This window comes from Novosphingobium sp. GW821-FHT09E05 (assembly GCF_059416165.1).
Map to the genome: position 1 here is coordinate 1,485,278 of NZ_JBWKOQ010000001.1, position 25,255 is coordinate 1,510,532.

Annotated in this window: 28 protein-coding genes; 24 read left to right on the forward strand and 4 right to left on the reverse strand. The window is 65.6% G+C overall.

Annotated elements, in window-relative coordinates:
* The first annotated feature begins 23 nt into the window (after positions 1-23).
* The 5 genes from gcvT (at position 24) to AC07M9_RS07030 (ending at position 5,233) form a co-directional block, all read left to right on the forward strand.
* Positions 24-1,181: a glycine cleavage system aminomethyltransferase GcvT gene (gcvT, locus tag AC07M9_RS07010; RefSeq protein WP_494882478.1), complete on the forward strand. Its 1,158-nt coding sequence runs from the start codon at positions 24-26 to the stop codon at positions 1,179-1,181.
* 10 nt (positions 1,182-1,191) lie between these two features.
* Positions 1,192-1,563 carry a glycine cleavage system protein GcvH gene (gene gcvH, locus AC07M9_RS07015; RefSeq protein WP_494882480.1) on the forward strand — a complete coding sequence of 124 codons (372 nt, stop codon included), beginning with the start codon at positions 1,192-1,194 and terminating at the stop codon, positions 1,561-1,563.
* Positions 1,564-1,735: 172 nt separating this feature from the next.
* A complete protein-coding gene (gene gcvPA / locus AC07M9_RS07020; protein WP_494882482.1) occupies positions 1,736-3,106 on the forward strand; it encodes an aminomethyl-transferring glycine dehydrogenase subunit GcvPA in 1,371 nt (456 codons plus the stop codon).
* On the forward strand, positions 3,103-4,704 hold the full coding sequence (gene gcvPB, locus AC07M9_RS07025; RefSeq protein ID WP_494882484.1) for an aminomethyl-transferring glycine dehydrogenase subunit GcvPB: 1,602 nt from the start codon (positions 3,103-3,105) through the stop codon (positions 4,702-4,704). Before gcvPA ends, gcvPB begins: the two co-directional genes overlap by 4 nt.
* A gap of 4 nt (positions 4,705-4,708) precedes the next feature.
* Positions 4,709-5,233 (forward strand): CcdC protein domain-containing protein, encoded by a 525-nt coding sequence (locus tag AC07M9_RS07030; protein ID WP_494882485.1) that lies wholly within the window; start codon positions 4,709-4,711, stop codon positions 5,231-5,233.
* Between the two features lie 5 nt (positions 5,234-5,238).
* On the opposite strand, the gene AC07M9_RS07035 is transcribed toward AC07M9_RS07030, so the two are convergent.
* The 3 genes from AC07M9_RS07035 to AC07M9_RS07045 form a co-directional block, all read right to left on the reverse strand.
* Positions 5,239-5,370: an entericidin A/B family lipoprotein gene (locus tag AC07M9_RS07035; RefSeq protein ID WP_494882486.1), complete on the reverse strand. Its 132-nt coding sequence runs from the start codon at positions 5,368-5,370 to the stop codon at positions 5,239-5,241.
* A 121-nt stretch (positions 5,371-5,491) separates the two neighbouring features.
* The gene (locus AC07M9_RS07040; RefSeq protein ID WP_494882488.1) at positions 5,492-5,626 is read right to left on the reverse strand and encodes an entericidin A/B family lipoprotein; all 135 of its coding nucleotides are present in this window, start codon (positions 5,624-5,626) and stop codon (positions 5,492-5,494) included.
* Between the two features lie 69 nt (positions 5,627-5,695).
* Positions 5,696-6,631, reverse strand: coding sequence for a DMT family transporter (locus AC07M9_RS07045; protein WP_494882489.1), 936 nt, complete (start codon positions 6,629-6,631; stop codon positions 5,696-5,698).
* Positions 6,632-6,715: 84 nt separating this feature from the next.
* Between AC07M9_RS07045 and AC07M9_RS07050 the strand changes: the two genes are divergently transcribed.
* Together AC07M9_RS07050 and AC07M9_RS07055 are read left to right on the forward strand one after the other, a co-directional pair.
* A complete protein-coding gene (locus AC07M9_RS07050; protein ID WP_494882490.1) occupies positions 6,716-6,922 on the forward strand; it encodes a hypothetical protein in 207 nt (68 codons plus the stop codon).
* 113 nt (positions 6,923-7,035) lie between these two features.
* The gene (locus AC07M9_RS07055) at positions 7,036-7,653 is read left to right on the forward strand and encodes a YceI family protein (RefSeq protein WP_494882491.1); all 618 of its coding nucleotides are present in this window, start codon (positions 7,036-7,038) and stop codon (positions 7,651-7,653) included.
* Between the two features lie 96 nt (positions 7,654-7,749).
* Here AC07M9_RS07055 and AC07M9_RS07060 read toward each other — a convergent pair whose 3' ends face one another.
* Positions 7,750-8,943 (reverse strand): acetyl-CoA C-acyltransferase, encoded by a 1,194-nt coding sequence (locus AC07M9_RS07060; protein WP_494882493.1) that lies wholly within the window; start codon positions 8,941-8,943, stop codon positions 7,750-7,752.
* Between the two features lie 453 nt (positions 8,944-9,396).
* Here AC07M9_RS07060 and AC07M9_RS07065 point away from each other — a divergent pair, with 453 nt between their 5' ends.
* The 17 genes from AC07M9_RS07065 to AC07M9_RS07145 are packed head-to-tail and all read left to right on the forward strand — an operon-like array spanning position 9,397 to position 25,238.
* Positions 9,397-9,771 carry an NADH-quinone oxidoreductase subunit A gene (locus tag AC07M9_RS07065; protein WP_494882495.1) on the forward strand — a complete coding sequence of 125 codons (375 nt, stop codon included), beginning with the start codon at positions 9,397-9,399 and terminating at the stop codon, positions 9,769-9,771.
* Positions 9,768-10,343 (forward strand): NuoB/complex I 20 kDa subunit family protein, encoded by a 576-nt coding sequence (locus tag AC07M9_RS07070; RefSeq protein WP_494882497.1) that lies wholly within the window; start codon positions 9,768-9,770, stop codon positions 10,341-10,343. The genes AC07M9_RS07065 and AC07M9_RS07070 overlap by 4 nt, the downstream gene beginning before the upstream one ends.
* A 7-nt stretch (positions 10,344-10,350) precedes the next feature.
* Positions 10,351-11,160 (forward strand): NADH-quinone oxidoreductase subunit C, encoded by an 810-nt coding sequence (locus AC07M9_RS07075; protein ID WP_494882499.1) that lies wholly within the window; start codon positions 10,351-10,353, stop codon positions 11,158-11,160.
* Positions 11,157-12,368, forward strand: a complete 1,212-nt coding sequence (locus tag AC07M9_RS07080; protein ID WP_494882501.1) for an NADH-quinone oxidoreductase subunit D — start codon at positions 11,157-11,159, stop codon at positions 12,366-12,368. Before AC07M9_RS07075 ends, AC07M9_RS07080 begins: the two co-directional genes overlap by 4 nt.
* Complete coding sequence (locus tag AC07M9_RS07085) at positions 12,365-12,715, forward strand: nuclear transport factor 2 family protein (protein WP_494882503.1); 351 nt, start codon at positions 12,365-12,367, stop codon at positions 12,713-12,715. Before AC07M9_RS07080 ends, AC07M9_RS07085 begins: the two co-directional genes overlap by 4 nt.
* Positions 12,716-12,732: 17 nt before the next feature.
* Positions 12,733-12,936, forward strand: coding sequence for a hypothetical protein (locus AC07M9_RS07090; RefSeq protein ID WP_494882505.1), 204 nt, complete (start codon positions 12,733-12,735; stop codon positions 12,934-12,936).
* A complete protein-coding gene (locus AC07M9_RS07095; protein ID WP_494882507.1) occupies positions 12,929-13,597 on the forward strand; it encodes a complex I 24 kDa subunit family protein in 669 nt (222 codons plus the stop codon). Before AC07M9_RS07090 ends, AC07M9_RS07095 begins: the two co-directional genes overlap by 8 nt.
* Positions 13,597-14,907, forward strand: a complete 1,311-nt coding sequence (nuoF, locus tag AC07M9_RS07100; protein WP_494882509.1) for an NADH-quinone oxidoreductase subunit NuoF — start codon at positions 13,597-13,599, stop codon at positions 14,905-14,907. Before AC07M9_RS07095 ends, nuoF begins: the two co-directional genes overlap by 1 nt.
* Positions 14,907-16,925 carry an NADH-quinone oxidoreductase subunit NuoG gene (gene nuoG, locus AC07M9_RS07105; protein WP_494882511.1) on the forward strand — a complete coding sequence of 673 codons (2,019 nt, stop codon included), beginning with the start codon at positions 14,907-14,909 and terminating at the stop codon, positions 16,923-16,925. Before nuoF ends, nuoG begins: the two co-directional genes overlap by 1 nt.
* A complete protein-coding gene (gene nuoH, locus AC07M9_RS07110; protein ID WP_494882513.1) occupies positions 16,922-17,968 on the forward strand; it encodes an NADH-quinone oxidoreductase subunit NuoH in 1,047 nt (348 codons plus the stop codon). The genes nuoG and nuoH overlap by 4 nt, the downstream gene beginning before the upstream one ends.
* The gene (gene nuoI / locus AC07M9_RS07115) at positions 17,965-18,450 is read left to right on the forward strand and encodes an NADH-quinone oxidoreductase subunit NuoI (protein ID WP_494882515.1); all 486 of its coding nucleotides are present in this window, start codon (positions 17,965-17,967) and stop codon (positions 18,448-18,450) included. The genes nuoH and nuoI overlap by 4 nt, the downstream gene beginning before the upstream one ends.
* A 27-nt stretch (positions 18,451-18,477) precedes the next feature.
* Positions 18,478-19,095 (forward strand): NADH-quinone oxidoreductase subunit J, encoded by a 618-nt coding sequence (locus AC07M9_RS07120; RefSeq protein WP_494882517.1) that lies wholly within the window; start codon positions 18,478-18,480, stop codon positions 19,093-19,095.
* Positions 19,092-19,397 carry an NADH-quinone oxidoreductase subunit NuoK gene (gene nuoK / locus AC07M9_RS07125; protein WP_007680703.1) on the forward strand — a complete coding sequence of 102 codons (306 nt, stop codon included), beginning with the start codon at positions 19,092-19,094 and terminating at the stop codon, positions 19,395-19,397. Before AC07M9_RS07120 ends, nuoK begins: the two co-directional genes overlap by 4 nt.
* Before the next feature lie 4 nt (positions 19,398-19,401).
* Positions 19,402-21,525 carry an NADH-quinone oxidoreductase subunit L gene (gene nuoL, locus AC07M9_RS07130; RefSeq protein ID WP_494882520.1) on the forward strand — a complete coding sequence of 708 codons (2,124 nt, stop codon included), beginning with the start codon at positions 19,402-19,404 and terminating at the stop codon, positions 21,523-21,525.
* 4 nt (positions 21,526-21,529) lie between these two features.
* A complete protein-coding gene (locus tag AC07M9_RS07135; protein ID WP_494882522.1) occupies positions 21,530-23,062 on the forward strand; it encodes an NADH-quinone oxidoreductase subunit M in 1,533 nt (510 codons plus the stop codon).
* Positions 23,062-24,525 (forward strand): NADH-quinone oxidoreductase subunit NuoN, encoded by a 1,464-nt coding sequence (gene nuoN, locus AC07M9_RS07140; RefSeq protein ID WP_494882524.1) that lies wholly within the window; start codon positions 23,062-23,064, stop codon positions 24,523-24,525. Before AC07M9_RS07135 ends, nuoN begins: the two co-directional genes overlap by 1 nt.
* Complete coding sequence (locus AC07M9_RS07145) at positions 24,522-25,238, forward strand: biotin--[acetyl-CoA-carboxylase] ligase (protein WP_494882525.1); 717 nt, start codon at positions 24,522-24,524, stop codon at positions 25,236-25,238. Before nuoN ends, AC07M9_RS07145 begins: the two co-directional genes overlap by 4 nt.
* Positions 25,239-25,255: the final 17 nt, after the last annotated feature.

Here is a 25,255-nt window from a genome sequence, read left to right on the forward strand (position 1 = left end):
CATGCTTGTTGCGGAGTCGTGTCTTGAGCGAATACCCAGTTTCCTTCGATGACGAGGACGTCGAAGACCTCGTCCCGCTGAACCTGCCGCTCGATGCCTGGCATCGCGAACAGGGTGGCCGCATGGTCGAATTCGCCGGCTACATGATGCCCGTCCAGTATGAGGGCATCATGGCCGAGCATCTCTGGACGCGCGAGAACGCCGGCCTGTTTGACGTCAGCCACATGGGCCAGCTCTACATGTCGAGCGAGGACGGCATCACGCCGGACCTCGAGGCCGCGCTGGAAGCCGCGCTTCCCATCGACCTGTCCACGCTCAAGCTGGGTGCAGTGCGCTATTCGCTGCTGCTCGACGAGGAGGGCGGGATTCTCGACGATCTCATGGTCACGCGCTGGCAGACAGGTTTCTACCTTGTCGTCAACGGAGCGACCAAGTGGGACGACATCGGCACCCTGCGCGAACTGCTACCGGACGAGGTCACGCTCAACCATCTCGACGACAACGCGCTGCTGGCATTGCAGGGCCCCAAGGCCTTCGCGGCGCTGGAGCGTCATGTCAGCGGCGAATATCCGCTCTCGGCGCTGACCTTCATGAAGGGCGGCCAGTTCAAGCTCGGCGGCGTCGATGCCTGGATCAGCCGCTCGGGTTATACCGGCGAGGACGGATTCGAGATCGCCATTCCCGGCGATGCGGCCGAGGCCGTGGCCGCGCTGCTCTGCGGGGAGCCCGAAGTGAAGCCGATCGGCCTGGGCGCGCGCGATTCCCTGCGTCTGGAGGCCGGTCTGCCACTCTACGGCCACGACCTTTCGCCCGAAACCAGCGTCATCGACGCGGACCTCAAGTTTGCCGTCAACAAGCGCCGCCGCACCGAGGGTGGCTTCCCGGGCGCCGACCGCGTGCTGCGCGATTTCGCCGAAGGCACCCCGCGTCGCCGCATCGGGCTGACCATCGAAGGGCGCATGGCTGCCCGCGAAGGCGCCAAAGTTTTCAAAGATGAACAGGAAGTTGGTATCGTGACTTCGGGTGGTTTCTCACCATCTCTGCAGCAGCCGATCGCCATGGCCTACGTCGATGCCGACCTTGCCGCCGACGGAACCGCGCTCACCATCGAAATGAGAGGCAAGAAGCTCGACGCTCATGTCGTGCCCATGCCTTTCGTCCCCCACCGTTACCACCGCTGAGGACCCCACCATGACCCGCTACTTTTCCGAAGACCACGAGTGGATCGAAGTCGAAGGCGACCTCGGCACCGTCGGGATCACCGACTACGCCCAGGGCCAGCTCGGTGACATCACCTTCGTCGATGTCCCCGCCGAGGGCGCGAGCGTCGGCAAGGGCGATTCCGTCGCCGTGGTCGATTCCGTCAAGGCCGCCTCGGACGTCTATACGCCCGTCTCCGGCACCATTGCCGAAGTGAACGGCGCTCTGGCCGACGCGCCGGAACTGGTGAACACCGAAGCCGAAACCGGCGGCTGGCTGTTCCGCGTGACCCTCTCCGACGCCGCCGAGCTGGCCGCGCTGATGGATGAGGCCGCCTACAAGACTTACGTCGACAGCCTCTGATTCTTGCGGCTTCGCGTCCCTTCCTCCCCGTCATTCCCGCGAAGGCGGGAACCCATCTGCCGTGGTTTCGTGTTGCACGCACAGCGGATGGTCGCCCCCTTCACCAGGATGACGGGAAAAGGGGTGAAGCCGTAGCCGGTTAGCCCGGCGTTCGAATGAAAGACCGCTCCCAATGCGCTACCTTCCCCTGACCGCGGCAGACCGCACCTCCATGCTGGAGACGATCGGCGCCGCCACTGTCGACGACCTTTTCGTCGACGTTCCCGCCGCCGCCCGTCTGGCCGGTCCCATCGAGGGCCTGCCTGCCCACGCGAGTGAAATGGCCGTCGAACGCCACATGACCGCGCTGGCCGCCAAGAACGTGAGCGCGGGTTCCGCGCCTTTCTTCATCGGCGCGGGCGCCTATCGGCATCATGTTCCGGCCTCGGTGGATCACCTGATCCAGCGCGGCGAGTTCCTGACCGCCTACACGCCCTACCAGCCGGAAATCGCGCAGGGCACGCTGCAGGTGCTGTTCGAGTTCCAGACCCAGGTCGCGCGGCTGTTCGGCACCGACATCGCCAATGCCTCGATGTACGACGGCTCCACCGCGTGCTGGGAAGCGATCCTGATGGCCGCGCGCGTCACCCGCAAGGGCCGCGCCATCCTGTCGGGCGGCCTGCACCCGCACTACGGCGAAGTGGTGCGGACCATGGCGAAGTTCACCAAGGACGACATCGTCTCGCTGTCGCCCGAACTGGTGGCCGATCCGGACGACGCCGCCCTGATCGCGGCGATCGACGACAGGACATCCTGCGTCGTCGTCCAGTACCCTGACGTACTGGGCCGCATCCCCGACCTGGCCGCGATCGCCGAGGCCGCACACGCCAGCGGCGCGCTGCTCGTGGCAGTGGTAACCGAGCCGGTGGCGCTGGGCCTGATCGAGGCACCGGGCGCACTGGGCGCCGACATCGTCGTAGGCGAGGGCCAGTCGCTTGGCGTCGGCCTGCAGTTCGGCGGACCTTACCTCGGCCTGTTCGGTTGCCGCGAGAAGTTCGTGCGCCAGATGCCGGGTCGCCTCTGCGGCCAGACCATCGATGCGGACGGGAAGCGCGGCTTCGTGCTGACCCTCTCGACCCGCGAGCAGCACATCCGGCGCGAGAAGGCGACGAGCAATATCTGCACGAATTCAGGTCTTTGTGCGCTGGCCTTCAGTATTCACCTGACCTTGCTGGGCGGCGAGGGCCTCGCGAAATTGGCCGGGGTCAATCACGCCCGCGCCCAGGCGACGTTCGAGCGGTTGACCCGCATTCCCGGGGTCTCCTTGCTGAACGACGCCTACTTCAACGAGGCAACGCTCGTCCTGCCGCGCGATGCGCGCGAGGTCGTTCGCGAACTGGCCGAGCGACGGGTGCTGGGCGGTGTCTCGCTCGGGCGTCTGTTCCCGGTGGCCGATGGTCTGCACAACGGACTGCTCGTCGCCGCGACCGAGACGACCACCAATGAGGATATCGAGGCGTTCGCCCTCGAACTGGAAGCAGTGCTGGAAGGAGCCTCGGCATGAGCGCGGTGAACGCAAGCGGTTGGCGCCCTTCGATGGGTGAAGCCACCGGCGAAGCAAAATTCACGACATCGAGCGGTGATTACGGGCTGATGCTCGAAGAAGCCCTGAGCTTCGAGCTGGGCTCGTCCGACAAGTGCGGCGTTGATATCGACGCCGCCGACCGCGCTCCGGTCGGCGGGCTCGCCAAGTTCCTGCGCAAGGCCGCTCCCGCATTGCCAGGCCTGACCGAGCCGGAGACGGTGCGCCACTACACGCGCCTGTCGCGCCAGAACTACGCCATCGACCTCGGGCCGTTCCCGCTCGGCTCGTGCACGATGAAGCACAACCCGCGCCTGAACGAGAAGATGGCCCGCCTGCCGGGCTTCGCGGACGTTCATCCGATGCAGCCGCAAAAGACCATCGAAGGTGCGCTCGAGGTGATCGAGCAGCTCGCCGACTGGCTGATCACGCTGACCGGCATGGCGTCTGTGGCGATGAGCCCCAAGGCGGGCGCGCACGGCGAGCTGTGCGGGCTGCTGTGCATCCGCGCCGCACTCGATGCGCGGGGCGAGGTTCGCGATGTCGTGCTGGTGCCCGAGAGCGCCCACGGCACCAACCCGGCGACCGCGGCCTTCGCGGGCTTCAAGGTGGAATCGATCCCGGCGACCCCGGCCGGCCGGGTCGACGTGGCGGCGCTCAGGGCGAAGCTGGGCCCCCACGTGGCGGGGGTGATGATCACCAACCCCAACACCTGCGGCCTGTTCGAGCCCGACATGCGCGAGATCGCCGATGCCGTCCATGCGGCGGGCGGCTACGTCTACTGCGACGGCGCCAACTTCAACGCGATCGTCGGCAAGGTGCGCCCCGGCGACCTCGGTGTCGATGCCATGCACATCAACCTGCACAAGACCTTCTCGACGCCTCACGGCGGCGGCGGTCCCGGTGCGGGTCCGGTGGTGCTGTCCGAGGCGCTGGCGCCCTTCGCGCCGCTGCCGTTCGTCACGCGCGGCGATGACGGGTCGATCCATCTCGTCGAGGAGGAGAATGCCAGCGAGGGCCATGCCCAGGCGTTCGGCCGCATGGTCGCCTTCCACGGCCAGATGGGCATGTTCACCCGCGCGCTGACGTACATCCTCAGCCACGGCGCGGACGGCCTGCGCCAGGTTGCCGAGGACGCGGTGCTCAACGCCAACTATGTGCTGCGTTCATGCGAGGACCTGCTGCCCGCTCCCTTCGCCGACAGCGGCCCGTGCATGCACGAGGCGCTGTTCAGCGACGCGGGGCTCGCCGAGGGCTTCTCGACGCTCGACATCGCCAAGGGCCTGATCGACGAGGGCTTCCACCCGATGACGGTCTACTTCCCGCTGGTGGTCAAGGGCGCAATGCTGGTCGAGCCGACCGAGACCGAGAGCAAGGCGGGCCTCGACCGCTTCATCGCCTCGCTGCGCAGCCTGGCCGAACGCGCAAAGGCCGGCGACCAGAGCCTGCACTCCGCGCCGCACTTCGCGCCGCGCAGGCGGCTTGACGAAACCCTCGCCGCGCGCAAGCCTGTGCTGGTATGGCAGGGCGAGGCCGGGGTTCCCGGAACGCCGTCGCTGAGCGAGATCGGCGGGAGCTGACGACATGGGCGGAGGCGCTGGACATGGCTGGCATGCGTACCTGCCGCTGCTGATCTTCGCAGGCGTCATGGCCTGGCGCTTCCGCAATCTCCAGAAAGCGCGGCCGCTGCGCCTTCCTCTGCTCTGGATCATGCCCCTGATCGTCTCGGCGGCGGTGTGCCTCGCGCTGGCCGCCATGCCGCCGAGCGGGCTGGGTTTGCTGACGCTTGCCTGCGGTTTCGCCGTGGGCGGCGGGGTCGGCATGCAACGCTCGCGGCTGCTGCGGTTGCACATCGACGGCGAGGGGAGCGAGGCGCGCGTCATGGTGCGCCAGTCACCGCTGGCCTTGATGCTCATCCTCGCGGTCTTTGCGGCGCGGAGGCTGTTGCTGCCGGGCAGCATGGCCATGCAGGGCGGTCACCCCTCGGCGACTGCGCTGCTGGTGACCGACGCCATGCTGGGGCTCGCGCTGGGAATGGTGGTGTTGAGCCGTCTGATATTGTGGCAGCGAGCGCAGGCGATGGTCGCGGCTCGCGTTTTCGATGCCTGACGGCCTCAGTTGATCGCGTTGGATCCGGCCTGACCGACCGACTCGATGTCGCGGCCAACACCCTTGACGGTGTTGCAGGCAGAGGCGGCAAGGACGACGCCGCCAGCGGCGAGGGCGAGGATAATCTTCTGAATCATTCGGCGCATACTCCCTTGTGATGCCTCGGATTATCCCAAGGGCAGCACCGAGGAAAGCGCTGTTGCAAAGCGGCAGGCCGGTTTCGGTCGGTGGCGTGAAACCGGCCCGCGCGCTGTCTGCTTACTTGTTGATCGCGTCGTCGCCAGCCTGGCCGACGGATTCGACGTCGCGGCCAGCGCCCTTGACGGTGTTGCAGGCCGAAGCCGAGAGAACGATGCCGCTGGCGACGAGGGCGAGGACGAGCTTCTTGACCATGTTCGTGTTCCTTCTAGCGATGCGACCCGGCCGTGCCGGCTCGTTGCTCCCGTCGAAACACGCGCCGTGTCATCCGGTTCCCTGGGGCTGCCGTTCCGCGTCTGCGTGCGCCTCTTCCGTCGCGCTTTCGTCGAGCGCGGAGGTGGGCGAGATGCGGCGCGACAGGAAATGCTCGCGCGAGGTGATGACGAGCCCGGCCGCGACGATGACCGGGGCGCCCAGCCACGTGGTATAGGCGGGCAGGTTGTCCCAGATCACCCAGCCGTAGAACGTCGACCAGATCAGCGCGGTATAGTCCATCACCACCACTGTCGCGACCTGTCCGAAGCGCAGCGCCGCGGTGATGAGAAACTGCGCGAGCGTGCCGGTAAGCCCGATTCCTCCCAGCAGCAACCATTCGGAGGCTCCGTGCGGCCGGGCGTAGAACGGCAGCAGCACCGCGCTGAACAGCGAGCCGTAGAACGCGAACCAGAACACGCAGGCGATCGGCGCCTCGGTGCGGGCGAGGTCGCGGATCTGGAAGCTCACGATGGCGACGATGATGCCGGCGCCGAGGCCGCAGGCAAGACCCAGCGCGGGCACCGGAACCTCGCCGGGGCGGGTGATGATGAGCACGCCGATGAAACCCAGGACAACGGCGGTCCAGCGCCATTTTCCGACCGTTTCACGCAGGACGCTGGCGGTGATGAGGACGGCGAACAGCGGCGTCGTGAAGCCCAGTGTCGTTGCCACGGGGAGAGGCAGGAGGGTCGCCGCGCCGATGTTGCAGCAAAGGCCGGCCGTGCCGCTGCCGGCGCGCATGGCGTGGCTGGCCATGCGCCGGGTCGCCAGCAGGCGGAGTCGACCGGTCAGCAGCAGCGCGGCGAGTATGATCGGCAGGCTCATCGCCTGGCGCCAGAACACCAGTTCGGGGAGCGTCACCCCCGCCTCGCCCGCGACCTTGACGAGCATGAACATCGTCGAAAGCATCGCCATGGCCCCGACGCGCAGGGCGATGGCGAGCATCGGGCGCTCTGCGCGGGGCGGCTGCGGGATGGCTTTCACGACTCGGGGCTTTAACTCGGCCGCGCTTGGAGGCAAGGGCGGCGGATGGACGATTCGACCTTTGTCATGGCGATTTTCGGCGGCCTGGCCGCGGTGCTGGCTGTCACCGCCTGGTTCGGGGATCGTCGGCGCCACCGGCGAGTCGATCTCGACCGGGTCGGGTTCATGCCGTGGACTGCGGTGTTCTTCTGGTCCTTGCTGGCAGCCGTGCTGTTGCTCGGCCTGTCGGCGCGAAAGGCATTTGGAGGATAGTCGACCAGCTTGTTCGAGAAACCTGAACAAGCCGGTCGAATTTATCCGTCTGGGCACGGGGTCCCAAGGGTGGGAACAGGCGCTATCCCCTTCGCTCCGCTGGAGAATTTCACATGAAGCGCATTTTTGTGTCGGCCATCCTGGCCGCTACCTTTGCCGTGTCCGCGCCGATCATCGCGCAGCAGGCCAACACCAATGCCGCGCAGGTCCAGGCGGGCCGGTACGCGCTCGACAGTTCGCACACGCTGGTGCGTTTCACCGTCGATCACTTCGGCATCAGTGAGTTCTTCGGCACGCTTCCGGGCGCCAGCGGCACGCTTTCCCTCGACCCCAAGGCCATTTCGGACGCCAAACTCGACGTGACCGTCCCTGTGGCAACCGTCTCGACCACCAACCGCACGCTGGACGAGGAACTGGTGGGCGCAGAGTGGCTCGACGCGGAGAAATACCCCGCCATGCGCTTCGTCTCGACCAAGGTCGTGAAGACCGGCGCCAACGCCGCCGACGTCACCGGTAACCTGACGCTGCATGGCGTTACCCGTCCGGTCACGCTCAAGGCGACCTTCAAGGCAGCGGCCGTGAACCCCATGAACAAGGCCTACACGCTGGGCTTCAACGCGACCGGCGTCATCAAACGCACGGAGTTCGGCGTCAGCAAGTATGCCCCGCTCGTCAGCGACGAGACGACGCTGTCGATCACCGCCGCTTTCGAGAAGCAGCCGGCCAAGTGACCTGAGGGAGGCGCGCCGCGCTTCCCGGTTCGCTCACCCAAACAAAAACCCCCGCCGTCGCCGGCGGGGGTTTTGTGTTTCAGCTTGTCTCTCGGTTCAGACGAGTTCGATCGCGACCGCGGTGGCTTCGCCGCCACCGATGCAGAGGCTGGCGACGCCCTTCCTCAGGCCCTTTTCCTTCAGGGCATTGACGAGGGTGACGATGATGCGGGTGCCCGAGGCGCCGATCGGGTGGCCCAGCGCGGTCGCACCGCCGTGGATGTTCACCTTGTCGTGCGGGATGCCGAGGTCGTGCATCGCGAACATCGCGACGCAGGCGAAGGCCTCGTTGACTTCGAACAGGTCAACGTCGGAGAGCTTCCAGCCGACCTTGTCCATCAGCTTGGTGATCGCGCCGACCGGCGCGGTGGTGAACTTCGAAGGCTCCTGCGCGTGACCCGAAACGCCGACGACAGTGGCGATCGGGGTCAGGCCCTTGGCTTCGGCTACGCTCTTGCGGGTGAGCACCACGGCCGCGGCACCATCCGAAATCGAGCTGGAGCTGGCGGCGGTGATGGTGCCGTCCTTGGCAAAGGCGGCGCGCAGGGTGCGGATCTTGTCCGGGTTGCCCTTGGGCGGCTGCTCGTCGGTATCGACGATCACTTCGCCCTTGCGGGTCTTGACGGTGACGGGGACGACCTCGTCCTTGAAGGCACCGCTGTTGATGGCCTCCTGTGCACGGCGGAGCGACTCGATCGAGTAGTCGTCCTGGTTCTCGCGGGTGAGCTGGTACTCGTCGGCGGTGACCTGCGCGAACGAGCCCATCGAGCCGCCCTCGTAGGCGTCTTCGAGGCCATCGAGGAACATGTGGTCATACAGTGTGTCATGGCCGGCGCGCGCGCCCGAGCGGTGCTTCTTGGACAGGTAGGGTGCATTGGTCATCGATTCCATGCCGCCGGCGATGACGATGTCGAGCGAGCCGGAGGCCAGCGCCTCGGCGCCCATGATCACCGTCTGCATGCCTGAGCCGCAGACCTTGTTGACTGTGGTCGCCTGGACCGACTTGGGCAGGCCGGCCTTTATCGCGGCCTGGCGGGCAGGGGCCTGGCCGAGGCCTGCGGGCAGGACGCAGCCCATGTAGATGCGCTCGATGTCCTCGCCCGCGACTCCTGAGCGCTCGACGGCCGCCTTGACCGCCGTGGCGCCGAGGTCGGTCGCCGAGACTTCGGCGAAGACGCCCTGGAGGCCGCCCATCGGCGTGCGTGCATAAGAAAGAATGACGATCGGGTCGGATGCGGAAATCTGGGCCATGATATGCCTTTCGCATGGGAAATCGGAATAGTTGAGGCTCGGATAATGTTGCGCTGCGTCAATTGCAATGATGCGACAGGTCAGTGACCATGCGGCCCTTGCTTTCATCGCCCGGCCGCGTTTTGTCCGGCTGCGCCTTTCGGCTCGAATGGAAGATGGGCCCGTCCTTGAGATTGCCAAGACATGTCGCGAACGTTTCGCAGTAAATCGCCCGATTGGTTGCGTAATCCGCGCAGGCCATTTGCGCAAACCGGCACTGCGCCCCGTTTCTCCCGGAATTCCCGTGAGAGAAGCCTTCTACGTGTTGCAATGCAACGCGAATGGGCGGATTTATCCAACCGTACACCTTGCAGCGTCGGGAGGGCTGGCCTAAGAGCGCGCCCAACTTGACGGCATTCGCCCATGACCTTTCCGAGTCCGTCAACGTCGCATCCGGTATGAGGCAAGAGACCATTGACCGATCTGTCACAATACCTGCCGATCCTGATCTTCCTGGTCATCGCGCTGGGGCTTTCCTCGGTGATCGTGTTCCTGCCGATGGGCGTCGCCCGTCTGACCGGCACGCACCAGCCCAGCGCCGACAAGAACAGCGAATATGAATGCGGCTTCCCCGCGTTCGAGGATCCGCGCAGCCAGTTCGACGTACGCTTCTACCTGGTGGCGATCCTGTTCATCATTTTCGATCTCGAAGCCGCGTTCCTGTTCCCCTGGGCCGTCTCGCTCAAGATGACCGGCTGGGCCGGTTGGACGACGATGATGGTGTTCCTCGGCGAACTGGCCATCGGCCTCGCCTATGCATGGAAGAAGGGAGCTCTGGACTGGGAATGAGCACGCTCGTGAACTCTGCCGGCCAGCCTCTGGCCCGCGCCGCCCACCCTGGACCCGCCGGCGCGATCACCGCGCCCGACCAGTCGTTCTTCAAGGACCTCAACCAGGAAGTGTCCGACAAGGGCTTCCTCGTCACCAGCACCGAGGACCTGTTCCAGTGGGCCCGCACCGGCTCGCTGTGGTGGATGACCTTCGGCCTCGCCTGCTGCGCGGTCGAGATGATCCACGTCAACATGCCCCGCTACGACATGGAGCGCTTCGGCGCCGCCCCGCGCGCGTCCCCGCGCCAGTCGGACGTGATGATCGTGGCCGGTACGCTGTGCAACAAGATGGCCCCGGCGCTCCGCAAGGTCTACGACCAGATGTCGGAGCCCAAGTACGTCATCTCGATGGGCTCGTGCGCCAACGGCGGCGGCTATTACCACTACAGCTACTCGGTCGTGCGCGGCTGCGATCGCATCGTGCCGGTCGACATCTACGTGCCTGGCTGTCCGCCGACGGCCGAAGCGCTGCTCTATGGCGTGATGCAGCTGCAGCGCAAGATCCGCCGCGTCGGCACGGTCGAGAGGTAAGGACCAGATGCCCGTTCTGCATTCCGCCCCGAAGATCGCCTCGAACGAGGGTGTCCTCGACGCCCTCGTCGCCGCGCTCGGCACCAAGGTCGTCGCCGCGAAGGAGGAGCATGGCGAGATCGTGCTCACCGTCGCGCGCGGCGAGATCGAGAACGCGCTCCGCATCCTGCGCGACGATCACGAATACCAGCAGATGATGGAGATGGCAGGGGTCGACTATCCGTCGCGTCCCGAGCGCTTCGAAGTCGTCTACATGCTGCTCTCGGTGACGAAGAACCATCGCCTCATGGTGAAGGTCACCGCCGCCGAGAATACCCCGGTGCCGACCGTCACGACGCTGTGGCCCAATGCGGGCTGGCTCGAGCGCGAAGTGTTCGACATGTACGGCGTGATCTTCGCCGGCAACCATGACCTGCGCCGCATTCTCACCGACTACGGCTTCGAGGGTCACCCCTTCCGCAAGGACTTCCCGCTCACCGGCTACGTCGAACTGCGCTATTCCGAGGAGGACAAGCGCGTCGTCTACGAGCCGGTCAAGCTGGCGCAGGACCTGCGCACGTTCGACTTCATGAGCCCGTGGGAAGGCGCCGACTACGTGCTCCCGGGCGACGAGAAGGCGGCCGAGGCCGCTGCCCCGCCGCCGGTCGCGACGCCCAAGGCCACCGAGACAAAGGCCGACACCGGCGCAGGCGACAAGGCGAACGACAAGGCCGCCGACAAGTCTTCGGCGGAGGCCCCGGCCACGGCCGAGGCAGGTAAAGCCCCCGAGGCTCCCAAGGATACCGAGAGCCGTCCGGCCAAGGAGGACGACAAGTGAGCATGCAGCTCGAGACGTCGCCCACCACCGGCGACGAGGTCATCACCAACTACACCATCAACTTCGGTCCCCAGCACCCGGCGGCGCACGGCGTGCTGCGCATGGTCATGGAGCTCGACGGCGAGATAATCGAGCGCATCGATCCGCACGTCGGCCTGCTCCACCGCGGCACCGAGAAGCTGATCGAGCACAAGACCTACCTCCAGGCGCTGCCGTACTTCGACCGCCTGGACTACTGTTCGCCGCTGGCGATGGAGCACTCCTATGTGCTCGCCATCGAGAAGCTCCTGAACCTCGAGGTGCCGCTGCGCGCCCAGTACCTGCGCGTGCTGTTCGCCGAGCTGACCCGTATCTGCAACCACATGCTCAACATGGGCAGCCACGTCATGGACGTCGGCGCCATGACCCCGAACCTGTGGCTGTTCGAAATCCGCGAGGACTGCCTCAACTTCTTCGAGCGCGCATCCGGCGCGCGCATGCACTCGGCCTGGTTCCGCCCCGGCGGCGTCCATCAGGACGTGCCGCTCAAGCTGCTGACCGATCTGGCCGACTGGCTCGACACGCGCCTGCCGCGCCTGTTCGACGATGCCATGAGCCTCGTGGTCGACAACCGCATCTTCAAGCAGCGCAACGTCGACATCGCGATCACCAGCAAGGAAGACTCGCTGGCCTGGGGCTTCTCGGGCCCCATGATCCGCGCCGCGGGCATCCCCTGGGACATCCGCAAGTCGCAGCCCTACGACGTCTACGACCGCATGGACTTCGAGATCCCCGTCGGTACCAACTCGGACTGCTACGACCGCTTCATGGTCCGCGTCGAGGAAGTGCGCCAGTCGGCCAGGATCATGAAGCAGTGCCTTCGTGAGATGCCCGAGGGTCCCGTCGCTTCGGACGACCGCAAGGTAGTGCCGCCCAAGCGCGCCGAGATGAAGAGCTCGATGGAATCGCTGATCCATCACTTCAAGCTCTACACCGAGGGCTTCCACGTGCCAGCCGGCGAAGTCTACGTCGCGACCGAAAGCCCCAAGGGTGAGTTCGGCGTCTATCTCGTCTCGGACGGCTCTAACAAGCCGTACCGCTGCAAGATCCGCCCGACCGCGTTTTCGCACCTGCAGGCGATGGACTTCATGTCCAAGGGCCACATGCTGCCGGACGCGACCGCCATCCTGGGCGCCATCGACGTCGTGTTCGGGGAGTGCGACCGTTGAGCAACCTCGACACCGCCAAGGCCATGATCGCCGCCTACAACGCGCAGGACGTCGACACTTACGTGTCCTACATGACCGACGAAGCCTGCGAGGCGAACTATCGCGGCGACGTCGTCCGCGAAGGCAAGGAAGGCACCCGTTCCGGTCTCGCCGCCGCTTTCGTGCGCTGGCCGCAGAACAACGCCGAGATCGTCGAGGCTCAGCAGATCGGCGGCTATGTGCTGATGCGCGAGCATGTGACGCGCGGCCCCGCCACCGATGGTTCGGCTCTGGTCGAACCGTTCGACGTGGTCGCGGTCTACAGTTTCGAGGGCGACAAGTGCTCTCGGGTCGAGTTCATCCGGTAAGCGTGGGAGTGGGGCCGATGACCAAGTTCAACACTGTCGACATGATCCGCATCTGGGCCAGCCTGACCGGGCTGTTCCTGATTGGTTTGTACTTCATGGTGCTCTGGGCGGGGTTCGAGCCCTCTCCGATGATCGCAATGCTGGCAACCGCCGTAGGCGGTTTCGAGATTTTCTTTTTCGGCCAGGACCAGTGGCTGAAGCGCAGAGGTAAGCATGGCTGACCGCTTTATCGAACCCGATACGCCCGAACTTCGGGCACGTTGGGGCAATTTTGCCTGGACCGAGGCCAACGCGGCAAAGGCAAAGGACATCCTTTCGCGTTATCCCGAAGGGCGCCAGCGCTCTGCGGTGATGCCGTTCCTCGACCTCGCCCAGCGCCAGGTCGGCGCAGAGCTGAACACGCAAGGGTGGCTGCCGATCCCGGTGATGGAATTCATTGCCGCCGAGCTGGCCATGCCGGTCATTCGCGTGGTCGAGGTCGCCTCGTTCTACACGATGTACAACATCGCGCCGATCGGCCGTTTCCACGTCCAGGTCTGCGGCACCACGCCGTGCATGCTGCGCGGTTCGGACGACATCATCGAGACCTGCAAGTCCCGGGGCATGAAGAAGGGCCACACCACGGCGGACGGCATGTGGTCGTTCACCGAGGTCGAGTGCATGGGCAACTGCGCCTCGGCCCCGATGGTCCAGATCAACGACGACAACTTCGAAGACCTGACGCCCGAGCGCATGAACGCGGTGCTCGACGCACTGGCCCGAGGCGAAAGCCCCAAGGCCGGCACCCAGGACCCGGCGCGCCACACCGTCGAATCCGTGGGCGAGCCCACCAACCTCGCGGCGATGGTCTCCGCCAATCATGACTACCGGAGTGAGTGGTAATGGCTCTCGCCGATAAGGACCGCATCTTCACGAACGTCTATGGCTACCAGCCGTGGAACCTGAAGGAAGCGCAGGCACGCGGCGCCTGGGACAACACCAAGGCGCTGATCGAGCGCGGCAACGCGGCCATCATCGACGAGATGAAGGCTTCGGGCCTGCGCGGTCGCGGCGGTGCGGGCTTCCCCACCGGCATGAAGTGGTCCTTCATGCCCAAGCAGCCCCCGCTCGACCAGAACGGCAATCCCAAGCCCAGCTTCCTCGTCATCAACGCCGACGAATCCGAGCCCGGTTCGTGCAAGGATCGCGAGATTATCCGCCACGATCCGCACATGCTGCTCGAAGGCGCGCTGGTCGCGGGCTTCGCGATGGGTGCGCGCGCGGCCTACATCTACATCCGCGGCGAATACATCCGTGAGGCCGAGACCCTGTTCGCCGCGCGTGACGAGGCTTACGCCGCCGGTCTGCTCGGCAAGAACGCCTGCGGTTCGGGCTACGACTTCGACGTCTTCGTCCACCGCGGCGCCGGCGCCTACATCTGCGGTGAAGAAACCGCGATGATCGAGAGCCTCGAAGGCAAGAAGGGCCAGCCCCGCCTCAAGCCGCCGTTCCCGGCCGGCGCGGGCCTCTACGGCTGCCCGACCACGGTGAACAACGTGGAATCGATCGCGGTCGCTCCCACCATTCTGCGGCGCGGGGCCTCGTGGTTCTCCTCCTTCGGGCGCGAGAACAACAAGGGCACCAAGCTCTTCCAGATCTCGGGGCACGTGAACCGTCCCTGCGTGGTCGAGGAAGAGATGTCGATCCCGTTCAGCGAGTTGATCGAGCGGCACTGCGGCGGCATCCGCGGCGGCCGTGACAACCTGCTGGCGGTGATCCCCGGCGGCTCGTCGGTGCCGCTGGTGCCGTCGGCCGACATCTGGGACGCGCCGATGGACTTCGACGGCCTCAAGGCGGTCGGCTCGGGCCTCGGCACCGCCGCCGTCATCGTCATGGACAAGTCCACCGACATCGTCCGCGCCATCAGCCGCCTCTCGTACTTCTACAAGCATGAGTCCTGCGGCCAGTGCACGCCGTGCCGCGAAGGCACCGGCTGGATGTGGCGCGTGATGGAGCGCCTGCGCACCGGCGACGCGCATGTCGACGAGATCGACATGCTCCAGCAGGTGACCAAGCAGGTCGAAGGCCACACCATCTGCGCCCTGGGCGACGCTGCGGCGTGGCCGATCCAGGGCCTCATCAAGCACTTCCGCCCCGAGATCGAGCGCCGCATCGAAGCGCGCACGGGATCGCTGCAAGAGGCTGCCGAATAATGCCGAAGGTCAAAGTAGACGGCGTAGAACTCGAAGTCCCTGCCGGCGCCACGGTGCTGCAGGCCTGCGAGCTGGCCGGCAAGGAAATCCCCCGCTTCTGCTATCACGAGCGCCTGAGCATCGCCGGCAACTGCCGCATGTGCCTGGTCGAAGTGAAGCCCGGACCGCCCAAGCCGCAGGCATCCTGTGCGCTTCCTGCCACCGAGGGCCAGGAAATCCGCACCGATTCCGAGATGGTCAAGAAGGCGCGGGAAGGGGTGATGGAGTTCCTCCTCATCAACCACCCGCTCGACTGCCCGATCTGCGACCAGGGTGGCGAGTGCGACCTGCAGGACCAGTCGGTCGCCTACGGCCGCGGCGGCTCGCGCTACCACGAGCACAAGCGCGCGGTGACCGAGAAGTACATGGGCCCGCTCATCAAGACGCAGATGACGCGCTGCATTCACTGCACCCGCTGCGTGCGCTTCTCGGAAGAAGTCGCCGGCGTAGACGAGATCGGCGCGCTCTATCGCGGCGAGTCGATGCAGATCACGACCTATCTGGAACGTGCCGCCCATCACGAGATGAGCGCGAACGTGATCGACCTCTGCCCGGTCGGCGCGCTGACCAGCCGTCCCTATGCGTTCGAAGCGCGTCCGTGGGAGCTGAAGAAGACGCTCGGCATCGACGTATCCGACGCGACCGGCGCCAACATCCGCATCGACAGCCGTGGCCGCGAAGTGCTCCGCGCGCTTCCGCGCAACAACGACGACGTCAACGAGGAATGGATCAGCGACAAGGCGCGCTACCAGGTCGACGGCCTCGTTCGCCGCCGCCTCGACAAGCCGTTCCTGCGCCGTGACGGCAAGCTGGTCCAGGTCAGCTGGAACGACGCCTTCGCCGCGATCGCCACGCTGAACCCCGGCAATTCGATCGCCGCCGTCGCCGGCGACATGGTCGACTGCGAGACGATGTTCGCCGCCAAGGCGCTCGTCGGCGCGCTGGGTTCGACACTGCTCGAAGGCCGCCAGACCGGCATGGACTACGACACATCCAGCCTCTCGGCAGTGAATTTCAACACGACCTTCAACGGCATCGAGACGGCGGACGCGATCCTTGTCGTCGGCTCGATGGTCCGTTGGGAAGCCCCGTCCGTCAACGTCCGCCTGCGCAAGGCGGTCAAGCGCGGCGCCAAGGTGTTCCTGATCGGTCCGGAGTGGGAAACCACGTTCGGCGGCGAATTCCTCGGCGAAGACCTTTCGCTGCTCGGCGGTCTGCCGCAGCACGTCACCGACGCGCTCTCGGGCGCCAAGCGTCCGGCGGTGATCGTGGGTGGCGCAGCTCTGGGCCGTGGCGGCCTCGACGCGGCGCTCGCGCTCTCCGGCCAGTTCAACCTCGTGCGCGAGCTTGAGGATGGTTCGGCCTGGAACGGCTTCAACGTCCTCCACATGGCGGCCTCGCGCATGGGCGGCCTCATGCTCGGCTTCGCGCAGAAGGGCGGCATCGCCGACCTCGTCACCGCCAAGCCCAAGGTCCTCATCTCGCTCGGCGCTGACGAAGTTGACTACGCCAAGTTCGCGGATTCGATGATCGTCTATATCGGCCATCACGGCGACAAGGCGGCCCACGCCGCCGACGTGATCCTGCCCGCCTCGGCCTATACCGAGAAGGCGGGCACTTACGTCAACACCGAGGGCCGCGTGCAGTTCGCCGACAAGGCCGTCTTCGCGCCCGGTGACGCGCGCGAGGACTGGACGATCCTGCGGGCGCTGGCCGATGCCTTCGGCGTCTCGGTCGGCTTCGACAGCTTCGACGCCCTGCGCGACGCGATGATCGCTGCGGTTCCTGCTCTCGGTGTCGAGGGGCTGGCCGATTACGGCAGCGCTCTTCCTGCCGGTGGCGCCTCCGCGTCGGGGGCGATCGCCTATCCGATCAAGGACTTCTACATGACCAACCCGATCGCGCGCGCCAGCGCGACGATGCAGCGCTGTTCGGCTGAACTGCTGCACGGCGAGGAATTCGCGGAGGCGGCGGAATGACTTCGTTCTTCCAGTCCCTCGGGATGTCCTATGAATGGGCGTGGGGTCTCTCCACGATCTGCGGCATCCTGCTGATCGCGCTGCCGCTGATGCTCAGCGTGGCGATGATCATCTACGCTGACCGCAAGATCTGGGCGGCCATGGCGCTGCGCCGCGGTCCGAACGTCGTGGGTCCTTTCGGCCTGTTGCAGTCCTTCGCGGACGGTCTGAAGGTGTTCCTCCAGGAAACCATCGTTCCTTCGGCCGCGAACAAGGGCATCTTCCTGATCGCGCCGGTGGTGACCTTCACGGTCGCGCTGATGGCCTGGGCAGTGATCCCGTTCAACTCGAATGCGGTCCTCGCCAACATCAACGTCGGGCTGCTCTACGTGCTCGCGATCAGTTCGCTGGGCGTCTACGGCACGATCATGGCGGGCTGGGCGTCGAACTCGAAGTACCCGTTCTTCTCGGCGATGCGCGCCTCGGCGCAGATGATCAGCTACGAAGTCTCGATCGGCTTCATCCTGATCTGCGTCGTGCTGTGGTCGGGTACCTTCAACCTCAACGGCATCGTCATGGCCCAGAAGAGCCACGTCTTCGGCATCATCAACGGCTTCGTCGCGAACCCGCTGCTGTTCCCGATGTGGGTCATGTTCCTGATCTCGGGCATGGCCGAGACCGGCCGCGCGCCGTTCGACCTGACCGAGGCTGAGAGCGAGCTCGTCGCCGGTTACCAGACCGAATACTCGTCGATGGCTTTCGCCGCCTACTGGCTGGGCGAATACGCGAACGTGCTGCTGATGTGCGCGCTGAACGCGACGCTGTTCTGGGGTGGCTGGCTGCCGCCGCTCGACATTCCGTTCCTGTACATCGTGCCGGGCTTCGTGTGGTTCCTGCTCAAGGTCCTGTTCTTCTTCTTCGTGTTCAGCTGGGTGAAGGCGACCGTTCCGCGCTACCGCTACGACCAGCTGATGCGCCTGGGCTGGAAGATCTTCCTGCCTACCTCGCTGCTGTTCGTCGTCATCGTCAGCGGCTACCTCATGGCTACCGGACACTTCGCATGACCGTCGCATATCTCATCAAGAGCTTCACGCTCTGGGAGTTCGTGAAGGCGCACTGGCTGACCTTGAAGTACTTCTTCAGGCCCAAGGCGACGATCAACTACCCGTTCGAGAAGAACCCGCTGTCGCCCCGCTTCCGCGGCGAGCACGCGCTGCGCCGTTATCCCAACGGCGAGGAACGCTGCATCGCCTGCAAGCTGTGCGAGGCGATCTGTCCGGCGCAGGCCATCACCATCGAGGCTGCGCCGCGCGTCGACGGTTCGCGCCGCACCACGCGCTACGACATCGACATGACGAAGTGCATCTACTGCGGTTTCTGTCAGGAAGCCTGCCCGGTGGACGCCATCGTCGAGGGGCCGAACTTCGAGTACGCGACCGAAACGCGCGAGGAACTGCTCTATGACAAGGCCAAGCTCTTGGCGAACGGGGACAAGTGGGAGCGGGCGATCGCCGCGAACCTTGAAGCCGATGCTCCGTACCGCTAACCGGCGCGCGCAAGGAAACAGGGCTCCATGATTCACGTAATCGCCTTCTATCTCTTCGCGGTGCTGACCGTCGCCTCCGGCGCGATCACCATTCTCGCGCGGAACCCGGTCCACTCGGTCCTCTGGCTGATCCTGGCGTTCTTCAACGCCGCCGGCCTGATGGTTCTCGTGGGCGCGGAGTTCATCGCCATGCTGCTGGTCATCGTCTACGTGGGCGCTGTCGCAGTGCTGTTCCTGTTCGTCGTCATGATGCTCGACATCGACTTCGCCGAATTGCGGGCCGGCTTCGTGCGCTACTTCCCGTTCGGAGCGCTGGTGGCCCTCGTGCTGCTGGCCGAGATCGTCCTGGGCATCGGCGCCTACCGCGCGGGCGCGCTGCACCTCGGCACGCCCGACGGCACCGCCGTGACGCCGGTTGGCGCTTCGAACATCGAGGCGATCGGCGCGCTGCTCTACAGCCGCTACCTGTTCCTGTTCGAAAGCGCCGGCATCGTCCTGCTCGTCGCCATGATCGGCGCGATCGTGCTGACGCACCGGCAGCGCAGCGACACGCGCGGCCAGAACGTGCGCAAGCAGAACATGCGCCGCCCGGACGAGGCGACCGTCAACGTCAGGCCCGAAGTGGGCAAGGGGGTCCAGCTGTGATCGGCATCGAACACTATGTCGTGGTGAGCTCGATCCTCTTCGTGCTCGGCGTCCTCGGCATCTTCATCAACCGCAAGAACGTCATCGTCATCCTGATGTCGATCGAACTGATCCTTCTTGCGGTGAACATCAATCTCGTCGCGTTCAGCGCCTTCCTCCACGACCTCACTGGCCAGATCTTCGCCATGTTCGTGCTGACGGTGGCCGCCGGCGAGGCCGCAGTGGGGCTTGCAATCCTCGTGATCTACTTCCGTGGGCGCGGCACCATCGCCGTCGACGACGTCAACCGGATGAAGGGATAAGACCTTGTCCATCATCCTCATCGTCTTCCTGCCGCTTCTCGCGTCGATCCTGGCCGGGTTCGCGAACAAGTCGCTCGGCTTCCTTGTTCCCAAGGTGCTGACGACCGGCGCGCTGTTCATCGCCTGCGCCCTGTCGTGGCCTATCTTCATCAGCTTCCTCAGCGGTAACGCCGAGGCGACCGTCGTCCCCGTACTCAAGTGGGTGGCGTCGGGTTCGATGACCTTCGACTGGGCACTGCGCGTCGATGCGCTGACGGCGGTCATGCTCGTTGTGATCACCTCGGTTTCCGCGCTCGTGCACCTCTATTCGTGGGGCTACATGAGCGAGGAGCCGGATCAGCCGCGCTTCTTCGCGTACCTCTCGCTGTTCACCTTCGCCATGCTCATGCTGGTGACGGCGGACAACCTGGTGCAGATGTTCTTCGGTTGGGAAGGCGTGGGCCTGGCCTCGTACCTCCTCATCGGCTTCTGGTTCCGCAAGCCCTCGGCCGGTGCCGCCGCGATCAAAGCCTTCGTGGTCAACCGCGTCGGGGACCTTGGCTTCATGCTCGGCATCTTTGCGACTTACCTCGTGTTCGGCACCGTCTCGATCCCCGAGATCCTGCACGCCGCGCCTTCGATGGCCGGCTCGACGATCGGCTTCCTGGGCCACCGCTTCGACACGATGACGGTGATCTGCCTGCTGCTGTTCATCGGCGCCATGGGCAAGTCGGCGCAGCTGGGTCTCCACACCTGGCTTCCCGACGCGATGGAAGGCCCGACCCCGGTGTCGGCGCTGATCCACGCGGCGACGATGGTCACCGCCGGCGTCTTCATGGTCTGCCGCCTCTCGCCGATGTTCGAGCAGAGCGAGACCGCGATGCACGTCATCACCTTTGTTGGCGCCGCCACCTGCTTCTTCGCCGCCACCGTCGGCTGCACGCAGTGGGACATCAAGCGCGTCATCGCCTATTCGACCTGTTCGCAGCTGGGCTACATGTTCTTCGCGGCCGGCTCGGGCGCTTATGGCGCGGCGATGTTCCACCTGTTCACCCACGCCTTCTTCAAGGCGCTGCTGTTCCTGGGCGCCGGTTCGGTCATCCATGCGATGCACCATGAGCAGGACATGCGCTTCTACGGCGGCCTGCGTAAGAAGATCCCGATCACGTTCTGGACGATGACGGCGGGAACGCTGGCGATCACCGGCGTCGGCATCGCGGGCGTCGCGGGCTTCGCCGGCTTCCACTCGAAGGACGCTATCCTTGAGGCGGCCTTCGCGTCGGGCAGCTCGGTCGGCACTTTCGCGTTCTGGATGGGCATCTTCGCCGCGCTGATGACCAGCTTCTATTCGTGGCGCCTGGTGTTCCTCACGTTCTTCGGCAAGCCGCGCTGGAACCAGTCCGAGCACGTCCAGCACGCTATCCATGACGCGCACGGTCACGACGATCACGCGCACGACGCCCATGGCCACGGCGCTCCCGCCGAGGAAGATGCGGGCGAGAGCACCGACCATCACGATGCGCACGCCCACGCGGCACCCGTTTCGGGCACGAGCGGGCCGGACTATGCCGACCACGGCGACGGTACGGGTGGCTACCACCCGCACGAAAGCCCGCTGGTCATGCTGCTGCCGCTGCTGCTGCTGTCGCTGGGCGCGGTCTTCGCCGGCTTCGTGTTCGAACACTACTTCGTGTCGGACGGCGAGGGCGAGTTCTGGAAGGGCGCTCTGGTGTTCCACGAGCACCTTATCCACGCCATGCATGGCGTGCCGGTCTGGGTGAAGTGGGCGCCGTTCACGGTCATGGCCATCGGCTTCCTGACCGCTTGGTACGGCTACATCAAGAACCTCGCCTTCCCGAAGGCGGTCGTCGACCAGATCGGGCCGGTCTACACCTTCGTGTACCGCAAGTGGATGTTCGACGAGCTCTACGACCGCATCTTCGTGCGCCCCGCCTTCTGGCTCGGCAAGGTGTTCTGGAAGATCCTGGACATCGGCGTGATCGACAAGTTCGGTCCCGACGGCGCCGCCTGGGTCGTCGCACGCGGTTCGACTTACGCGCAGAAGGTCCAGTCGGGCTATCTGTACAGCTACGCACTTGTCATGCTGCTGGGCCTCGTCGGCGCCATCAGCTGGGTGATCGCGGGATAAGATGATGAGTGGTTTTCCGATCCTCAGCCTGATGCTGGCCGTGCCGCTGATCGGCGCAGTGGCCTGCCTCTTCCTCGAAGCCAAGGCAGCGCGGACCGTCGCGCTGCTGGCAACGCTGGTCGACTTCGTGCTCGGCGTCATCCTCTGGATGAACTTCGACATCGGCGGCGCCCAGTGGCAGTTCACCGAGCGGGCCGAGGTCTTCTCCGGCTTCTCCTACGCGCTCGGCATCGACGGCATCGCCCTGCTGCTGGTCATGCTCTCCGTCTTCCTCATGCCGATCTGCATCGGTGCGAGCCGCTCGATCGAGAAGCGCGTCGGCGAATACATGGCCGCGTTCCTGCTGGTCGAAGTGTTCATGCTCGGCGTGTTCATGGCGCAGGACCTGTACCTGTTCTACATGTTCTTCGAAGCTGGCCTGATCCCGATGTATCTGATCATCGGGATCTGGGGCGGTGCGGACCGCATCTACGCGAGCTACAAGTTCTTCCTCTACACGCTGCTCGGCTCGGTGCTGATGCTGGTCGCGATGCTGTGGATGGTCCACACCGCCGGCACCAGCGACATCCCGACGCTGATGGCCTATGATTTCGACCCGCACGTCCAGACCTGGCTGTGGCTGGCCTTCTTCGCCAGCTTCGCGGTGAAGATGCCGATGTGGCCGGTCCATACCTGGCTTCCGGCAGCGCACGTCCAGGCGCCCACGGGTGGCTCGGTCATCCTGGCGGGCGTGCTGCTGAAGATGGGCGGCTACGGCTTCATCCGCTTCTCGCTGCCGATGTTCCCCGAGGCCTCCGCCTACTTCGCGCCGCTCGTGTGGGGCCTGTCAATGGCCGCGGTCGTCATCACCTCGCTGATTGCGCTGGTGCAGAGCGACATGAAGAAGCTGATCGCCTATTCCTCGGTCGCACACATGGCGATCGTGACGATCGGCCTGTTCGCCTTCAACACCCAGGGCCTCGAAGGCTCGATGCTGGTCATGCTGAGCCACGGCCTCGTCGCCGGCGCGCTTTTCCTCTGCGTCGGCGTCATCTACGACCGTCTCCACACCCGCGAGATCAGCCGCTACGGCGGTCTTGCCATCAACATGCCGCGCTACGCGCTGTTCTTCCTGCTGTTCACGATGGCGTCCATCGGCCTGCCCGGCACCAGCGGGTTCGTCGGCGAGTTCCTGAGCCTTGGCGGCATATACCAGGTTTCGACGGGGGCGGCGCTGATCTGCACCACCGGCATTATCCTGGGCGCTGCCTATATGCTCTATCTCTATCGCCGGGTCGTCTTCGGCGAACAGAAGAACGCCGACGCTGCCGCCATGCCGGATCTCGACCTTCGCGAAATCGCGATGGTGGTTCCGCTGGCTCTTGCTGCGCTGTGGATGGGTATTTACCCGGAGAGCTTCATCGCTCCGATGCGCGCCGACATCGCCGCGCTCGACGCGCGCCTCGCCCGTGCCAAGCCGGCCGGAGACAGCGCGCCTACACCTGGAAAAGCAAAGCCTGCGCACGAAGAAGCCGCTGCGCATGAGGGGTCACACTGATGGACTGGTCGCACTCCCTGCGCCTTATCGCGCCGGAAGAAACGCTGAGCATCGCGGGCCTCGTCCTGCTGCTGATCTCCGCCTGGGGCGGGGACAAGGCAAGCCGCCTGATCTCGATCCTCGCCGTTGCGGCGCTCGTCGCGGCGATGGCGCTGGTCGCGCCCGCCCTGTGCGGACATGCGATGGGGCCGGATACCTCGGCCTTCTTCGGCCAGTACCGTGCCGACGCCTTCGCCAGCTACGCGAAGATCCTGATCTACCTCTCGGCCGCCGCCACGCTGGTGATCGCGCCTGCCTTCTTCGAGCGCCTCGGCGCCATGCGCGCCGAATTCCCGGTACTCGTGGTCTTCGCGGCGCTGGGCATGGGCATCATGGTCTCGGCCACCGACCTGCTGACGCTGTACATCGGCCTCGAGATGAACTCGCTCGCCGCCTATGTCCTCGCCGCATTCCTGCGCACCGACGGGCGATCGGCCGAAGCAGGCCTCAAGTACTTCGTGCTGGGCGCGTTGGCCTCGGGGATCCTGCTGTTCGGCATGAGCCTGACCTACGGCTTCACCGGCACCACCTCGTTCAGCGGCATCAACGCCGCGCTGTCGGGTGAACTCAGCCACGGCGCGCTGTTCGGCATCGTCTTCATGCTGGCCGGCCTCGCCTTCAAGATCAGCGCCGTGCCGTTCCACATGTGGACGCCCGACGTCTACGAAGGCGCACCGACCCCGGTGACGACCTTCTTTGCGACGGCCCCCAAGGTCGCTGCGCTGTGCCTCACCATGCGTGTCCTGCTCGACGCGTTCGGCGAGCAGGCGGCCGCCTGGCAGCAGATCATCGTGTTCGTGGCGCTCGCCTCGATCGTGGTGGGTGCGCTCGGCGCCATCGGCCAGAAGAACATCAAGCGCCTGATGGCCTATTCTTCGATCAACAACGTCGGCTTCATGCTCGTCGGACTTTCCGCCGCGACCGAGCAGGGCGCAGCCGCGATGCTGTTCTACCTGACGATTTACGTCGCCATGACGCTGGGCGGCTTCGTCGCCATCCTGATGCTCAAGGACGAGCAGGGCAACGCGGTGGAAGACATCGCCAGCCTCGCTGGCCTGTCGCGCACGCGTCCGGCGCTGGCGCTGGGCCTCGCGATCATCATGTTCAGCCTTGCCGGCATCCCGCCGCTGTTCGGCTTCTGGGGCAAGTTCCTGGTGTTCCAGGCTGCCGTCGACGCCGGCCTCATGCCGCTCGCCGCGATCGGCTTCGCTGCCTCGGTGATCGGTGCCTTCTACTACCTCAAGGTCGTCAAGGTCATGTACTTCGACGAGCCCGCCGACGTGATCAAGGGTGAGAGCGACGTGTGGCACAAGGCGATCCTGGCGATCTCCTGCGTGTTCATCTCGCCGCTCGGTTACCTCCTGACCAAGTGGCTGGGCGCGTTGGCCGCCACCGCGGCGACGGCGCTGTTCTTCGCGTCTTGATCCACAGCGTCGAGCAGACTGGCTCCACCAACGCGGACCTGGCCGCCCGGATCGCGGGCGGGGACTACCTTCCCGAAGGCGACTGGCTGGTCGCCGACCGCCAGACCGCGGGCCGGGGACGCCTTGGCCGGGTCTGGGACGATGGCCTGGGCAACTTCATGGGATCGACCGTGGTGCGCTTGGCGCCCGGCGATCCCTCTCCGGCCAGCCTTGCCTTGCTGACGGGACTTGCTGTTCACGAAGCGCTTTCGCGCCACGTGGCAGAGGGCAGGGCGCTCCGGCTCAAGTGGCCGAACGACCTGCTGATCGACGATGCCAAGGTCGCCGGCATCCTGCTCGAAATGAAGTCAGGCACTGTGATCGTCGGCATCGGCGTCAACCTGGCCAGCGCCCCCGAAGTATCCGGCCGCAAGGTCGCCGCTCTATCCGACTTCGGCCCGCCGCCGTTGCGCGACGTATTCGCCGGGGCGCTGGCCACCGCTTTCGACATCGAACTGCAGCGCTGGCGCTCCGTCGGCCTTGCCCCGCTCCTGCGTCGCTGGCAGAGTACGGCGCATCCCCAGGGAACGCCGCTGACGGTGCTGCCGCCCGGAGAGGACGCGCTGCACGGTACCTTCGCCGGGCTGGCGGATGACGGAAACCTCCGTCTCGCCCTGCCGGACGGCACGATCCGCACGATCCACGCCGGCGACGTCCTGCTTGCTAACGCCTGAGTTTCGAGGAACCGGAA

Excerpts from the sequence above, each read along its gene's own strand:
- gcvH (WP_494882480.1), top strand. The coding sequence starts at position 1,192 with ATGACCCGCTACTTTTCCGAAGACCACGAGTGGATCGAAGTCGAAGGC.
- gcvPA (WP_494882482.1), top strand. The coding sequence starts at position 1,736 with ATGCGCTACCTTCCCCTGACCGCGGCAGACCGCACCTCCATGCTGGAG.
- gcvPB (WP_494882484.1), top strand. The coding sequence starts at position 3,103 with ATGAGCGCGGTGAACGCAAGCGGTTGGCGCCCTTCGATGGGTGAAGCC.
- AC07M9_RS07030 (WP_494882485.1), top strand. The coding sequence starts at position 4,709 with ATGGGCGGAGGCGCTGGACATGGCTGGCATGCGTACCTGCCGCTGCTG.
- AC07M9_RS07035 (WP_494882486.1), bottom strand. The coding sequence starts at position 5,370 with ATGATTCAGAAGATTATCCTCGCCCTCGCCGCTGGCGGCGTCGTCCTT.
- AC07M9_RS07040 (WP_494882488.1), bottom strand. The coding sequence starts at position 5,626 with ATGGTCAAGAAGCTCGTCCTCGCCCTCGTCGCCAGCGGCATCGTTCTC.
- AC07M9_RS07045 (WP_494882489.1), bottom strand. The coding sequence starts at position 6,631 with ATGCTCGCCATCGCCCTGCGCGTCGGGGCCATGGCGATGCTTTCGACG.
- AC07M9_RS07050 (WP_494882490.1), top strand. The coding sequence starts at position 6,716 with ATGGACGATTCGACCTTTGTCATGGCGATTTTCGGCGGCCTGGCCGCG.
- AC07M9_RS07055 (WP_494882491.1), top strand. The coding sequence starts at position 7,036 with ATGAAGCGCATTTTTGTGTCGGCCATCCTGGCCGCTACCTTTGCCGTG.
- AC07M9_RS07060 (WP_494882493.1), bottom strand. The coding sequence starts at position 8,943 with ATGGCCCAGATTTCCGCATCCGACCCGATCGTCATTCTTTCTTATGCA.
- AC07M9_RS07070 (WP_494882497.1), top strand. The coding sequence starts at position 9,768 with ATGAGCACGCTCGTGAACTCTGCCGGCCAGCCTCTGGCCCGCGCCGCC.
- AC07M9_RS07075 (WP_494882499.1), top strand. The coding sequence starts at position 10,351 with ATGCCCGTTCTGCATTCCGCCCCGAAGATCGCCTCGAACGAGGGTGTC.
- AC07M9_RS07090 (WP_494882505.1), top strand. The coding sequence starts at position 12,733 with ATGACCAAGTTCAACACTGTCGACATGATCCGCATCTGGGCCAGCCTG.
- AC07M9_RS07095 (WP_494882507.1), top strand. The coding sequence starts at position 12,929 with ATGGCTGACCGCTTTATCGAACCCGATACGCCCGAACTTCGGGCACGT.
- nuoF (WP_494882509.1), top strand. The coding sequence starts at position 13,597 with ATGGCTCTCGCCGATAAGGACCGCATCTTCACGAACGTCTATGGCTAC.
- nuoG (WP_494882511.1), top strand. The coding sequence starts at position 14,907 with ATGCCGAAGGTCAAAGTAGACGGCGTAGAACTCGAAGTCCCTGCCGGC.
- nuoH (WP_494882513.1), top strand. The coding sequence starts at position 16,922 with ATGACTTCGTTCTTCCAGTCCCTCGGGATGTCCTATGAATGGGCGTGG.
- nuoI (WP_494882515.1), top strand. The coding sequence starts at position 17,965 with ATGACCGTCGCATATCTCATCAAGAGCTTCACGCTCTGGGAGTTCGTG.
- AC07M9_RS07120 (WP_494882517.1), top strand. The coding sequence starts at position 18,478 with ATGATTCACGTAATCGCCTTCTATCTCTTCGCGGTGCTGACCGTCGCC.
- AC07M9_RS07135 (WP_494882522.1), top strand. The coding sequence starts at position 21,530 with ATGAGTGGTTTTCCGATCCTCAGCCTGATGCTGGCCGTGCCGCTGATC.
- nuoN (WP_494882524.1), top strand. The coding sequence starts at position 23,062 with ATGGACTGGTCGCACTCCCTGCGCCTTATCGCGCCGGAAGAAACGCTG.